This window comes from Desulfofundulus thermosubterraneus DSM 16057 (genome assembly GCF_900142025.1).
In the GTDB taxonomy this organism is placed as follows: domain Bacteria; phylum Bacillota; class Desulfotomaculia; order Desulfotomaculales; family Desulfovirgulaceae; genus Desulfofundulus; species Desulfofundulus thermosubterraneus.
The window spans coordinates 46,533-60,123 of the sequence record NZ_FQZM01000009.1 but is presented as its reverse complement, the minus strand read 5'-3'; the positions used below and the strand labels follow the sequence as shown (position 1 = coordinate 60,123).

Here is a 13,591-nt window from a genome sequence, read left to right as displayed (position 1 = left end):
ACGGTTTTACCGTCAGGGCGGAACTCACGGACGTGGCCAGTGGCCTGAACCAGAAGCGCCGCGGTTTAGCGAACGTACTTAAACTGGCCGAGCGGGGCGATTACAGGAGCACATCCGGGTACATAACCTACGCCACACCTTCGCGACGATTCTTCTTCAGGAGGGAGAGAACCCGGAAAACCTGCGGGATCTGCCGGGACATACCAAAACGAGTTCCATATTAGACCTTTACTGTCATTCCCCTATGGAAGGAAATAAAGAAAGTCGTTTCAAAACAAAACTGCACGGAATCCTTTTCGGCGGGAAAAAATAAATCCCTCCAAACAGAGGGACACAACTCACTCCACCCACCGGGTGGGTTTTCCATCGTCGTAAGATTGTCGTAAAAACCTGTCCTGTCGTATGCGGCTGAACCCGCGAAGCCTTGATTTTACTGGAGCGGGTGACGGGGATCGAACCCGCAGCCCTCAGCTTGGGAAGCTGATGCTCTACCATTGAGCTACACCCGCTTACTTTTTTATTATAGCAATTCCAAAAAAATAGTCAAGAGATCATTGCAGCAAGCTCTACGGCCTGGCCAGGTTATCATTCACAATGGTTTCCCAGAGGGCAACGCATCACGTCCAATATAAGCAAGGCCCGGAGGCCGTCCGGGCCAGGGATGGCGCATTTTCGCCAGCCCATTTTGAAACGATTGGACGTCGCCTTATTCAGCCCCCTTGACGCCGACAATAACGTAAAACCAGGCGCCCTCCCCGGGCAAAAGGGGTTTTACGGCCGGGTTCCGGCCCCGCCCCTCTTCTTCGAGATTCTGCCGGAAAAGTTGCAGGTTCTGGAAATAGCTCCCTACCAGTTCTTGAAATTCCTCCAGGGTGTACTCCCGCACGTGGAAGCTGTTGGCCGGCGGGTCCTGGGGTCCCCGGCCGGGTGAAATGAGCAGCCGGTTGGGCGTGGAAACCAGGTAGAGACCTCCCGGCCTTAGCACCCGCCAGGCTTCCCGAACGCAGGCCTCCCCGTCGGCAACGTGTTCGATGGTTTCAAAGGAAACCACCACATCAAAGCTCCCGCCGGGGAGAGGGAGGGCGCAGACATCCCCCTGCTGGTAAACAACCCGGGGATGGGCGTAATTGTCCCGGGCATACTGGAGGCACTCCGGATCAATATCCACCCCCACCACCTTCTTCGCCCGCCCAGCCATCATCCGGCTGCCATAACCCACCCCGCAGGCCGCATCCAGCACCTGTTTCATTTTTGCTATCAACTTCTATCAAGTAACGATAAAAGCGACAGCAAAAGCAGTTCACGCTCTCCGAGAGGCCGGGTATCCCCACCTGCCCGGCTGACGGGGCAGGTGGACCACGGGCTTCTGGAGTCCCGCCCGAAACAGTCACCGCCAAACCGGTACGTCATCCGGTAGACCCACAGGCCCACCGTCTTTATCCAGCCTGACAGCTTCCAAACGGCGGGGTGGTTTTATTGCCCGAAGGCTCCCACCTGAAGGACAGGAACAGTTTGGCCGACCGGAATGCCGTTTCCCGTACATCCCAGTGCAGGCTACCCGGCAGTGCTCCGCTTTCCGTGGAAAGCGTCATCGTTAAAGCCGTCCTCGCGTGCGGCCAAAAGCCAGCCGACCGCACGTTCCAACGTTCTTTCTCCCACCGGGCCAGTCCCTGCCCTTTCCCGGGAACATCCCGGGAGGATAAAGGATTAATTGGCTTGCTGTTTCTGATAATAACGCTGAAGCAAAAGCTCCTTCACCTTTTTATACGGCATGTAACGGGTTATCTCTTCGTCGTGCAGTCTCAACTTAAGGTTCAGTGCGGCTACGTTATCCGCATCAGCTTCAAAACTACATTTCCGGCACATAAAAACGTCCCCGCAGCGATTCTTCGCGTCCACCCACCCGCACACGGGGCACGTCTGGCTGGAGTACGCCGCATTCACCGGACCGGGGTCGGTGACGGAGTAAATGTAATTTTTGTATCCCAGCCGTTCTTTGATGATGCTGCGCTGCCAGCCGCTCACCTTGCGGGAGAGACCCCTGCTCCCGGCCTTCCCGCGCAGGTGGGCAAGGTCCTCGTAGGCAATTATCTTCGGCCGGCGTTCTTTGTAGAATTCGTTAAACGCCCGGTTGATTTCGTTTTCGCACCTGGTCCGGTATTTTTTGTTCCTCTTGGTTTGCTTAACAAGGCCCAGGTTGTGTTTTAAGATACGCCGGGCTTTGGGTGGGTCCTGCTCCAATAATTTTCGGCGCAGCGCCCAGAGCTTGCCGCGCTTTCGGCTCTTGTCCAGGATATGGTTGGACATTTCTTGCAGAGCCTCACCATATTCGGGCCGGTATTTTCTGCCCGTGTCGTCGGTGAACACTTCCGTCACGCCCAGGTCGATGCCCGCCTCTCCCTCACCGGGCGAGTAAGTCTGCGGTTCCCTGGTCAGGTGGATTTCTACGCAGTTTTCGTCAGGGAGAAGCACCACCCGCAGGTTGCCTTCTACGGCATGTACCCCGGCCAGCGGGATAACTACCCTCTCGCCGGGGGTTAAAGTAGCCACGGCAATGTACTGCCGCTTTTCGGTGGCAAACACCCGGTACATCTGCTGATCAACGGCGAAGCTGCGGGTTTTTTTAACGCGGGGCTTTTTGCCCAGGACGCGGCGAAAAACGCGCTTCAGGTACTTTCTCACCCTGGCGCGACCCTCCGCGTCCAGCTTTATCTCTTCGCTGACGATATCTTCACCGGTGAAGACTGCCCGGATGCGTTTCCAGTCGCGACCGTGCTTCACGTGCCTGTAAAGCAACCAGAAGGCGTAGTGCTTTTCTTCATCGGTCAGCCCTTCGTGGCGGTAAAGGCATTCTTTGACTTTAACGACGGCGGCCTCAAACTGCCTCTCCAGCGTGAAAAGGGCGTCGTCTAAGGCCAGCTTCCACTGCCGGGCCTGCAGGCCAAAGGGGCTAACGAAACCGGCGGAAACCAGTTCGTCCCGCAGCTTCCGCTTTTCACCCAGATAGTGCAGGTATTTTACATGCCCGTACCCCACCAGAAAGGCGTCCTTCTGCCTGGCATATGCATCGGCAGTTTCAGTTATCCTGGCCCACTTCTCATTGTTCAGCGGCAGGCTCTTCTGTCTTACTGTCTGCTGCATTTTTCAGCGCCTCCCGGACGGTTCTGGTGAGCTTTCGCGCCTTATATGTCCTCTGGCCGTACAACCTGGCCGCGAAGTGCTGGACGATGCTGATCAGGTCTTCGGTCAACTCCTGGGCCGGGGACATGTCTTCGGCTTTGTTGACCACTAGTATTTCGCAGCCGAATTTGGCGAACAGGTCTTCAAAAAATTCGAAGCCGAACCGCACCAGACGGTCCTTGTGAGCAACAATAACAGTCTTGATTTCTCCCCGGGTGACCATGCCGCACAGCTTCAGGAAATTCTTGCGCTTATAATTGAGGGCGGAGCCGACGTCGAAAAGTATTTCGTCCACGGTCAGCCCCTTGCCGGCGGCAAAATCCTTCAGGTACTCAAGCTGGTTTTCCAGGTCCGGTTTCTGGCCGGCTGATGACACCCGGGCGTATAAAACAATTTTCTTTGGTTCCTGGCGGTTCTTTATACCCAGTGCCCGGTAGAGCATCTCTTCAGTATACCTTCGCTTGTTGGTTGGTGTACGTAAAGCAACCAGCTTGCCTTCTTTATCCCACGCTCGAAGCGTTGATACACTGACACCAAGTTTTTCGGCAAACTCGCTTATTGTGTAAAGTTTCATAAAACACCACCTGATATTAATTTATATCAGATGGTGTTGGTTGGCAATACCTATTCGGGATAATTATTAAAAGGGAAGAAGCTGTTTTCTACCTCCCGGCCGGCTACGAAAGCCAGGGCAAACTTGTAGCGGGCCAGGTGTTCGGCCATGGTAACCGGGTCACTAAACCCGGGAACCGCCCTTTCACCGCTTACCACGGGATTGCTCATCGGTCGATACTTCCTTATAAGTATGAATTCAGAACAGGTAAATTTTTATCTCTTCAGAAACTAGGGACGGGTTATATAGATAGCCAGGCGAGCTTATGGTGGGGGTGCGGGGCCAGAGGTGGAGCTCTTTTCCGCAGATAAGCGCTCCCTGGCATTCCAGATCGCAATGCACGGCTCTTTGGGCCACAAGATCCGGTGTGTATAAAGCATACTGCAGCGGCAACCCGTCTAAAGCCAGGCGGCTGTAGTCGAACCCTATTAATTCCAGGACCGTAGGCATAATGTCCACCGTACTCACCGGCACGTCAACCTGCACGCCGGCCGGACCAATGGAACGGGGCATTTTGGCGATCAGGGGCACATGGATCTGGTCGGGGGTCAAAGTGAGACCGTGGTAAAAGTAGACTCCATTTTCCCCCAGGGCCTCGCCGTGATCGGCAGTGACAATGACCATCAGTTCATCCCAGAGGCCCATTTCCTTTAATGTCTGGAATAAATCACCTACAATATGATCCTGGTACCGGATACCGCAGTCATACCGGGCCAGGTAAAAACGGGCATCATGCTGGTGTTTGGCCACACCGTCGGAATCATCGGCCAGCAGCTGGTAACGGGGAATTCCCCCGGCCTCCCCTTCATTCACCACCGGCAACAAGAGGGAACTGTTCCCGTAATCCTCCGGCCTGAAAAAAGTGTTAAAGGGAGCAGGTTGTATATACGGACCGTGTACATCAAAATAGTGTATCCAGACAAAAAACGGTTTGCCGGTGTTGTCTTTTAACCATGCCAGTGCCCGCGCCGTGGTAAGGGGGCCGTCCCGCACCAGCTCATGGGGACGGTTTTCTTCTCCCCTGGTCATCTCGTCGTCGTACAGCACAAAGCCCTGGGAAAGCCCTCGGCTGGCGTCCAGAACGGCGCAGCTGACAAAGGCCGCGGTGGACCAGCCCAGGCTCAGGAGAATTTCGGCCAGGGTTACTTCCCGGTCGGGGTCCATTTTTCCGTCCCCCTGCTTGTAACCAACTGAATGATGGGGCACATATTTCCCCGTCATAATTGAGGCATGGGCCGGTAAAGTATAAGAGCATGGGGAGTAAGCCCGGCGGAAAAGAATGGCTTCCCGGGCCAATGCATCCAGGTGGGGCGAGGTTTCCCGTTGATAACCGTAGCACCCCAGGTGATCCGCCCGCAGGGTATCAATGGTAATCATCAGTATGGAAAAGAACATGCAGACTCCTCCCGGTTAAAAATACCCCAGTTGCCTTAAATCGGGCATGGCCCTTTCCTTGGCCGCAGCCCGCCCGGAGCGCTCCGCCTCACCGGGACCGGCCGGGCTGGTGCAGGGCCGGCAGCCCAGGCTTACATATCCCCGGTCATAAAGGGAGCAGTAGGGCAGGTGGTGCAGGCGGATGTAGGCCCAGATATCCTCCCGGGTGAAATGCAGCAGGGGTTGCACGCGGATGTGGTTTTCCCGCAGGGAAATATAATCCTCGCCGGCCCGGGCCGGGTGCTCATCCCGCCGGATGGCGGTGAAAAGGTGGGAGACGCGGTATTTTCCCAGTGCCCGCTTTAAAGGAACGGTTTTCAGCTGGTAACAGCACTGAACCTGGTCCCGGCCAATTTCTTCCGGGGGAATGACCCCGATGTTATTTTCCCGCACCAGGTTAAACCCCCAGAGACGCTGCATCTTATCAATAAACCGGTAAATTTCCGGAAACTTTACCCCGGTGTCAATGTTTAATACGGGTATGGCTATCTTCCCGCCTTGAACGGTACGGATCAGGTGAAGCAGCACCAGGGAATCCTTACCGCCGGAAAAGGTTACCATGGCCCCTTTGGCCTGCTCGAGCGCGGCAGCAATGATTTCTTTGGAACGCTCAATCTTTTCCGTGAGCATAGGGTACCTCCTTGGAAAAGCCAGCTCAAATTTTTAGCCTTTTATCATTTTGACCGCAAACACTGCGGGAATAATTACCAAACAGGTAATTTTCCAGGTCACGGTTTCCCCTTTTCCCGAACCGTGTCCTCCGGCACGCCCTGTCGCAGAATCTTTTCCCAGCGGGCCAGATCTGCATCCACCATCATGCGCACCAGCTCGGGAAAGGAAACCCGGGGCTCCCAGCCCAGTTTGGACCGGGCTTTGGAATAGTCCCCCTGGAGCAGATCCACTTCTGCCGGGCGGTAAAGGCGGGGATCCACAACCACGTACTTTTGCCAGTCCAGGCCGGCGTGGCTGAAGGCAATCTCCACCAGTTCCCGCACCGAGTGGGTTTCCCCGGTGGCAATCACGTAGTCATCGGGCTCATCCTGCTGCAGCATCAGCCACATGGCCTGCACGTAATCCCCGGCATAACCCCAGTCCCTGCGGCTGTCCAGGTTCCCCAGGCGAAGCTCACCGGCCAGGCCCAGTTTGATGCGGGCCACCCCGTCGCTGACCTTGCGGGTGACAAACTCCAGGCCCCGCCGGGGCGATTCATGGTTAAACAATATACCGCTGCAGGCAAAAAGGCCGTAACTCTCCCGGTAGTTCACGGTGATGTAATGACCGTAAACCTTGGCCACGCCGTAAGGGCTGCGGGGATAAAAGGGTGTTTTTTCCGACTGGGGCGTTTCCTGTGCCCGGCCGAACATTTCCGAGCTGGAGGCCTGGTAAAAGCGGATGCGCGGGTTTACGGTACGGATGGCCTCCAGCATGCGGGTAACCCCCAGGGCGGTAACCTGGGCTGTAAGCACCGGCTGCTGCCAGGAAACTCCCACGAAGGACTGGGCGGCCAGGTTGTAAACTTCATCGGGCCGGGCTTCCACCAGGGCGGCAATCAGGGAATTCTGGTCCGTCAAATCGCCGGGGATCAGCCGCAGGTCCTTTTCCAGGTGTTTGATTCTCTCCAGGTTGCCCACGCTAGAACGCCGCACCAGCCCGTAAACCCGGTACCCCTTCTCCAGTAAAAATTCGGCCAGGTAAGAGCCGTCCTGGCCAGTAATGCCCGTAATCAATGCCCGTTTCACTTGCCCTCACCCCTTATGCGTCCAGAGGACGGCAGCAGGCCCGCTCCACATTCTCCGGGGAAGGTGGATAATGATAGCGCAGGACATCTTTCCATTTGGCCACGAATTTTTCTCTGTTCACGGCCATGTAACGCCGCCATCCCCCGTTGCCGGCTGCGGCGGTTCCGCCGTCGTAATGGATGACCGCAGCCTCGGGAACATAAAGCACGGCCCATCCCGCCTGACGCAGGCCAAAGCAAAGATCGGCATCCTCGTAGTACATGGGAGCATAGCGGGGATCAAAACCTCCCAGACTACGGAAGAGATCTGCCCTTACCATCAGGCAGGCCCCGGAACAGTAATCCACCGGGCGGGGGTAATTGTACTTGGGCAGGGCGGGATCGTCGCCCCGGCCGTAGTTCCAGCCGGTGCCGTCCCTCCAGATGATGGCGCCGGCCTCCTGCAGCCTCCCGTCGGGGTAAAGCAGCCTGGCACCCGCCGCCCCCGCCCGCGGGTTTTCCTGCAAAGCAGCTACCAGGGCCGTCAGCCAGCCGGGGAGGGGCCGGGTGTCGCTGTTTAAAAAGAGAAGGTATTTGCCCCGGCTTGCCGCCGCCCCTTGATTGCAGGCATGGACAAAGCCCAGATTTATGGAGTTGGAAACAAGGCGCACCCCACCCCCCAGTGTTTTCAGCCAGGCTGCCGTTTGCTTATCCGAGTTGTTGTCCACGATGATCAGTTCCCAGGGGAAGGCACGGCTGGTGTTTTTCCACAATGCCCGCAGGCAGTTTTGTATGTGTTCTAACTGGTTGTGTACCGGTATGATGATGGAAACCAGCATGGCGTCACTCCTCGAATCCCGGCATCTTGCCCTACATTTCTCTTTAGCTGGCTAATCTGCTAATGACCGCCGACCGGCCTGGTATCTCAGCTTGACAGCAAACTATAAATGGCCGGGGCCACCACGGGAAAACTGTAATGGCGGCGCACATGCTCCCGTCCTTTTTGAGACAGGCGCTCCCACAGGGACTGGTTTTGATAAAGGGCGGCCACCGCCCGGCTGAAGGAGACGGGATCATCGGCCACCAGCACGTTTTCACCAGGCTGCAACTCCATACCCTCGGCACCCATGCTGGTAGTCACCACCGGCAGGCCGGCGGCCATGGCCTCCACTATCTTGGTCTTTATCCCCGCCCCGTAACGGATGGGGGCTACCATCAGGCGGCATTGCTCAAAATAAGGAGCCAGTGAGGGTACATAGCCGACCACCCTTATCCCGTCATTTACCAGTGCCTGGATCTCCTGCGGGGGGTTGTGGCCCACAATGTAGAGCTCCACCCCGGGGAGGGCCTTTTGCAAATGGGGCCAGATGTGATCGACCAGGTAAAACACGGCATCCGCATTGGGCGGGTGAAAAAAGTTTCCCACGTAAAGCAGGCCCTGGCGGCTGGAAAAGGGGTTGACCTGTGGCCAGGCATCGGCAATAACGGGAATGACCACTGTTTTGACACCGGGTGCCAGCCGGGAAATCATTTTGGCTTCCAAAGGGGTAACGGCAATAACCGCATCGGCCTGCCGGAAAACGGCCGTTTCCATTTCCCAGTGGCGATAGGCTTCTACAACCGTCTCCTGCCGCCCGGTAACCAGGGCCTCCCGCCACAACCGGATATGGGCGAGATCCACCGTATCCACGGCAATCCTGGTACGGGGGGAATAGCGGCGGATCACCGGGATACATGCCGGGGCGTTGGCCGCAAAATGAATGCAGGCAAGGTGAAAGGGGACTTCCTGCACCAGCTGGTTCAGCCCTACCACCCGGCACTTCACCGGACCCTGCCGGCAAATCCGGGCTCCTTTTTCCACATAGAATTCAACCCCGGCCTCTTCAAAAGCAGGACGGTAAATCTCGTACCGCTCCCCCTGGAGCAGAAGATAAACCACCCGGTGGCCTGCTTCCGCCAGGGCCTTTAAAATGCGTAAAACGCGCCATCCCCGCTCGGGATGGGGGAATGAGGGAAGAACTCCGTCAATAAACAGCACGCTGGCCATCTTACCCCACCTGATTGCCAGATAATTCCTCAGCATACTCCCTTAAGAAAACCTGCCTTAACCGCTCATATTCCGCATCAATCCTGCCCGGACTCCGGTGGTAGCACCAGGGTTCTTCCTGGCGGGGCACCGCCACCCGGTATCCTCTCCGGATAAATTCCAGACAATGGGATAAATCGTAAAAATGGAAACCGTCAATAATATCCTCCCGCCAGGGTAGATCGCAGCGGGTGACCATGAGCAGGCCGTCCACCGCCTGCACCACCTCGTAAAGGCCCGCGGGTTGGTTGAAGAGGAGCACCCGGGGTGGGTCCCCATGATAAACCTTGCCGTAACTTTTCCCCTCCCACCATATCCCGCTGGGCGGTATCTTTTTACACCCGCACATGCCTAAAAGGCCGATGGAGGGGTCTGCCCGAAAAATCTTCAGAACGTCCCGGCAAAAGCGGCGGTTCAAAATAAATACATCGTCGTGCAGATAAACCTTATAGGTAGCCGCGCTCCTTTCCATCGCCCGGTTATAAGCAGCCGCAATACTGTGCCGGGACGCCACCCGCAGAACCTCCATCTGCACGTCGGGGCGTTCCAGCGCCTGCAGGTACTGGAAGCAGCGGCGGTAACGGGCATCGTCCTGGCTGCAAATGATAAAGGCAAAATGCTCCACACGTGACCCTCCATCCAGGATATGCTTATTGTGCCCTGCCGGTGAAAAGGGGCCTCCCTCAAACCGGAATGCCGAAGGTATGCATGAACCAGTCATCGTCACGAACCCGGCGGCGAAAATACTCATCCCGTTTTTTTAAGACGCCCGGTGTACTCACCCGGGCCCACGCTTCGGAAAAGCCAGGGTAGCGCCCGGCCATTGACGCCACCCTGGCCAGGCGGTGGGGGCTGAAGTGCAGGGTCGCCAGCAGAAGAAGGTTGCGGGTGAGATTCTCCCCCGGCCTCTGGTAAGGTTTTAAAGGGCAGCTGATGTGTATAACTTTAACCCACGGCATTACCGCCACGACAAAACCAAAAAGCCACAATTTCAGCGAAAACTCTACATCATCGTATCCCCAGCTGGTTAAACCCTCTTCAAAGCCTCCCACCTCTAAAAAGGCCTTTCGACCCACGGCCAGGCAGCCGGCGGGGGCCAGGGGCACGGGTGAGAGGGAGCGGGGGGGAAAGGTCAGCCCCACCCAGGAAAGGTCTTTATTTAAGGTGCCGCCGTAGATAGCCAGGCGAGGGTTTCCGGTGTGCACCATGGCCGGACAAACGGCATGGGCCTGCCCGGCCAGCACCGGCCGGGCCAGATCGCCCAGCCAGCCGCCGGGGACAATGATGTGGGCGTCGCAAAAAACCAGGAGCTCACCCCTGGCCCGGGCGGCTCCCAGGTTCCTGGCCCGGGCCGGCCCTAAGCCGGGGGCATCGACAAGGTGCACGCTCCGGCTCAGCTTGCCCCCCCGCCGGAGAAAATCGGCGCACCCGTCCCGGGAGCTGTCATCCACCACAATGATCTCCATGGGGCAACCGGAAGGTACGGTAAGCATAAACCGGATGGTTTGCTCCAGATAGGGCAGTTCATCCCGGCAGGCAATAATTACCGAAGCCAGACCTTTTGATCCCCTTACGGATGCTTCATACATCTGTTGTAAACCACTCCAAGCGTTAAAAGGGTATTTTAAAATGCTCCATGAACCAATCGTCGTCATAGCGGCGGCGCCGGAAATAATTCTTACGCTTTTCCCAAACATCGCTGTCCAGCAGCCCTGCCATTACCCCGGCAAATCCGGGCTGTCCCCTGACCATCTCCATTACCCGCGCCAGACGCCTCCGGTTAAAATGCAAAAAAATCATGCGCAAAAAATTGTGCAGCAGTTCGTCCGCCCCTACCGGATAAGGGTGGACCTCCCGGAAAAGATGCCGCACCTGCACCCGCGGCTGTACCATAACCCTGTAACCGAAGAGCCAGACCTTGAGGGAAAACTCCTGGTCGTCAAAACCGAACCCGTAAAAACCCCTTTCAAATCCTCCTACCGCTTCGTACACCCGCCGGGATACCAGAAGACAACCCCCGGGAGCCAGGGGGACATAAGAAGGTTCCGGGGGACGGCGGTGTAACCACCGCCATTGCAGGTTGGCTCCCCAGGTAACCCCGTAACCTACCGCGTGGGGCCGGCGGGAATCGGCCATGGCCGGGCAAACCACCTCGGCCATACCCTCCCCGAGGGGGCGGGCCAGAGCCGCCAGCCAACCGGGTGGCAATTCCAGGTGGGCATCGCAAAAACAAAGGATTTCTCCCCGGGCCCGGGCAGCCCCCGCATTGCGTGCACCGGCCACCCCCAGGTTTTTCCCCTCAAGCAACCGCACACCGGGCATTTCACTGGACCGCAGGAAATCACAGCACCCGTCGGTGGACCCGTCGTCCACCACAATAATTTCTTGCTCCGATCCCCGGGCCTGGATCATGGATTGGACGGTCCGCCGCAAATGATCCCCTTCATTGCGGCAGGGAATTATAACGGAGAAAAGCACAGAAGGAGCAACCACCCTTCGCAAAGGATAACGGCAAAGAAGGTAAAAATGCTTACATCGGACTGACGCCACGTGAGAGATCCAGCCTGCTTACGGCAACGGAGCAACTGGAGGGAACGGGGCTATAGTGGGAAATGGAGCTATGGGAGGCAACGGGAAAACCGGCGGGAAAATACCTGACTCCACCACCTGGGCCTGGTCCTGCACAGCACCGGTTTCCATGTAGAATACCTTTACCTTGTACTCGGTCCCGGGAGCCAGGGGCCCCAGGAAAAAGTGCCCGTCCTGATCGGTGAAGGTATAACCAATGACGGGCCCCAGCTTATCCCCTTCCTTCCGAAACACGACCACCACGGCTCCCTGCACGGGCGTACCATCGGGCCGGCGCACTACCCCGCTGGCCAGCGCCCGGGGTTCGGGGAGGATGAAAAAGTCGTAATGCTGCTGGTTCCCACCAGGCGGGGTAACTAGGTCAAAACTGGTTAGTTGAAAGGCCATCCTGGACACTCCTTTTTTAGTGATTTCTGCTATGAACATACTATGAAGGGGCTAAAATATGGTGCTCGAATCCCCTGTGGTAATACTTTCCTGAAGCATTTGGGCACTTGCAACATACTTTTAGGGACCGCACTGCACCCTTCGGGCTCAAGGGTAGAGCTGTTTTACTCCAGCGGAATCATATGCCGGCAGGGATCAAAGGTTTGATTCAGGATCAGGGGAGAAGTGTGGCGCTTTTCCGGTGGAAAGTTGGGCGGCAACTTCCACTTAAGTCGAAACTTTTCCCAGCCGGCCTGCAGGGCCGCCCGGTAATCCATGCCTTCCCCGGTAAAAGTTTTCTGACCGAAGTGGTAAACAAATACGTCTGCTGCCACCAGCAGCACAAAGCCGGCCAGCCTGGCCCGCAGGCAAAAATCGTCATCCTCAAAATTCCCGGGGTTAAAACGGGGATCCAGCCCCCCAATGGTATTCAAAACCCGCCGCGTGAACAGCAGGCAAAAACCACTGAGCACCGGCACCGGGAAGCAACGGCTCGAGTTCTGCAGTGCCAGCCGGCGGCTGAATTCCTCCAGCCGGCCGAGGGAAGGCGGGGCTACCGGCATGGTCTGCGTTACACCGCCACAGTTGGAGAAGGGGCCGACCAGCCCGGCGCCGGGATACTTTTTTAAATGGGAGATGAGCCCGGATAACCATCTCGGGGTTACCAGGGTATCGTTGTTTAAAAGCAAAAGGTATTCGCCCCGGGCAACGGTCAGGCCCCGGTTGCAGGCGGCGGCAAAACCCAGGTTGCTACCGTTTTCCAGCAACCGGATTCCAGGCACTGAGCGCAGGTATTCCCGGCTGCCGTCGGTGGAGCCGTTGTCCACCACAATAATTTCAACCGGTTCCGGGGTGTACTTGAAAATGCTATCCAGGCATAACACGGTCAGGCTTAGCTGGTTCCTCGTGGGAATGATAATCGAGGTAAGCTTTTCCTTTTCCATCAGAAAGGGCAAATCCTCTATCACCTGCCCTGGAAATGGTTATCCTTAACCCTGCCCCTGAAACCACACGGTAATCACCGTATCCATGCCCGGCTTCTTGTTCCGAAACTTAATGCGGGCATATCGCAGGAAAAACTGGGGGACAAAAAGGTGCTTATCCCCGGGCTCGATTACGTACGACGATTCCCCGAAGGAACTCCAGGTCACTCCGTCCGGACTCAGCTCGGTCTGGGCCACCACAGGATTGGGACCGTCATTGCGGACCAGAAAAGAAAAAGTCCGGATCCGGGAAAGATCAATGCTTTTGCTAAAACCTTCTACATCCCGGCTAACCAGATTACGCTGGACAATACTGGTAAACTCGGGTTCAGGGCATTCGGGAACGGGCTTGCGGTATAAGATAAGGCATAGGACAATGGCGACAGCCCCCAGCACAATCCCGGCAAAAATGCCCAGCACACCAAGGTGCTCAAGGTTATCTTTTAGCCGTGCGAACCTGGAATCCTCCGGCATGACACCAATTTTTGCCATAGAATTAGACCTCCATAATCAGATACCCGGTCAACATTGGCAGAACTGAAGGGGGAAGACCGCGGGAAAAA

General features: G+C 56.8%; 16 protein-coding genes and 1 tRNA gene. 1 reads left to right on the top strand and 16 read right to left on the bottom strand.

Going from position 1 to position 13,591, the window contains the following annotated elements:
• Nucleotides 1–112 precede the first annotated feature (112 nt).
• Entirely contained in the window at nt 113–313 is a 201-nt protein-coding gene (locus BUA65_RS17595) for a tyrosine-type recombinase/integrase (RefSeq protein WP_084062058.1), read from the top strand.
• 121 nt (nt 314–434) lie between these two features.
• Here BUA65_RS17595 and BUA65_RS04205 read toward each other — a convergent pair.
• The 16 genes from BUA65_RS04205 to BUA65_RS04135 form a co-directional block, all read right to left on the bottom strand.
• Nucleotides 435–509, bottom strand: a tRNA-Gly gene (locus BUA65_RS04205).
• A gap of 197 nt (nt 510–706) precedes the next feature.
• Nucleotides 707–1,249: a class I SAM-dependent methyltransferase gene (locus BUA65_RS04200; RefSeq protein ID WP_072867516.1), complete on the bottom strand. Its 543-nt coding sequence runs from the start codon at nt 1,247–1,249 to the stop codon at nt 707–709.
• Between the two features lie 458 nt (nt 1,250–1,707).
• Complete coding sequence (locus tag BUA65_RS04195) at nt 1,708–3,141, bottom strand: zinc ribbon domain-containing protein (RefSeq protein ID WP_072867515.1); 1,434 nt, start codon at nt 3,139–3,141, stop codon at nt 1,708–1,710.
• On the bottom strand, nt 3,098–3,754 hold the full coding sequence (locus tag BUA65_RS04190; protein ID WP_072867514.1) for an IS607 family transposase: 657 nt from the start codon (nt 3,752–3,754) through the stop codon (nt 3,098–3,100). Before BUA65_RS04190 ends, BUA65_RS04195 begins: the two co-directional genes overlap by 44 nt.
• A gap of 50 nt (nt 3,755–3,804) precedes the next feature.
• Complete coding sequence (locus BUA65_RS18155) at nt 3,805–3,963, bottom strand: hypothetical protein (protein ID WP_165613187.1); 159 nt, start codon at nt 3,961–3,963, stop codon at nt 3,805–3,807.
• A gap of 28 nt (nt 3,964–3,991) precedes the next feature.
• Nucleotides 3,992–5,188 (bottom strand): sulfatase, encoded by a 1,197-nt coding sequence (locus BUA65_RS04185; protein WP_072867513.1) that lies wholly within the window; start codon nt 5,186–5,188, stop codon nt 3,992–3,994.
• Between the two features lie 15 nt (nt 5,189–5,203).
• On the bottom strand, nt 5,204–5,857 hold the full coding sequence (locus BUA65_RS04180) for a phosphoadenosine phosphosulfate reductase family protein (RefSeq protein ID WP_072867512.1): 654 nt from the start codon (nt 5,855–5,857) through the stop codon (nt 5,204–5,206).
• A gap of 98 nt (nt 5,858–5,955) precedes the next feature.
• On the bottom strand, nt 5,956–6,966 hold the full coding sequence (gene gmd / locus BUA65_RS04175; RefSeq protein WP_072867511.1) for a GDP-mannose 4,6-dehydratase: 1,011 nt from the start codon (nt 6,964–6,966) through the stop codon (nt 5,956–5,958).
• Nucleotides 6,967–6,979: 13 nt separating this feature from the next.
• Nucleotides 6,980–7,783: a glycosyltransferase family 2 protein gene (locus tag BUA65_RS04170; RefSeq protein ID WP_072867510.1), complete on the bottom strand. Its 804-nt coding sequence runs from the start codon at nt 7,781–7,783 to the stop codon at nt 6,980–6,982.
• An 86-nt stretch (nt 7,784–7,869) separates the two neighbouring features.
• On the bottom strand, nt 7,870–8,991 hold the full coding sequence (locus tag BUA65_RS04165) for a glycosyltransferase family 4 protein (protein WP_072867509.1): 1,122 nt from the start codon (nt 8,989–8,991) through the stop codon (nt 7,870–7,872).
• A 1-nt stretch (nt 8,992) separates the two neighbouring features.
• Nucleotides 8,993–9,655, bottom strand: coding sequence for a glycosyltransferase family protein (locus BUA65_RS04160; protein WP_072867508.1), 663 nt, complete (start codon nt 9,653–9,655; stop codon nt 8,993–8,995).
• Nucleotides 9,656–9,713: 58 nt separating this feature from the next.
• Nucleotides 9,714–10,619 (bottom strand): glycosyltransferase family 2 protein, encoded by a 906-nt coding sequence (locus BUA65_RS04155; RefSeq protein WP_165613186.1) that lies wholly within the window; start codon nt 10,617–10,619, stop codon nt 9,714–9,716.
• Nucleotides 10,620–10,641: 22 nt separating this feature from the next.
• Entirely contained in the window at nt 10,642–11,508 is an 867-nt protein-coding gene (locus BUA65_RS04150) for a glycosyltransferase family 2 protein (RefSeq protein WP_072867507.1), read from the bottom strand.
• A 90-nt stretch (nt 11,509–11,598) separates the two neighbouring features.
• The gene (locus tag BUA65_RS04145) at nt 11,599–12,006 is read right to left on the bottom strand and encodes a carboxypeptidase-like regulatory domain-containing protein (protein WP_072867506.1); all 408 of its coding nucleotides are present in this window, start codon (nt 12,004–12,006) and stop codon (nt 11,599–11,601) included.
• Between the two features lie 164 nt (nt 12,007–12,170).
• Nucleotides 12,171–13,001, bottom strand: coding sequence for a glycosyltransferase family 2 protein (locus BUA65_RS04140; protein WP_084062037.1), 831 nt, complete (start codon nt 12,999–13,001; stop codon nt 12,171–12,173).
• A gap of 33 nt (nt 13,002–13,034) precedes the next feature.
• Nucleotides 13,035–13,520 carry a DUF6385 domain-containing protein gene (locus BUA65_RS04135; RefSeq protein WP_072867505.1) on the bottom strand — a complete coding sequence of 162 codons (486 nt, stop codon included), beginning with the start codon at nt 13,518–13,520 and terminating at the stop codon, nt 13,035–13,037.
• Between the last annotated feature and the right edge of the window lie 71 nt (nt 13,521–13,591).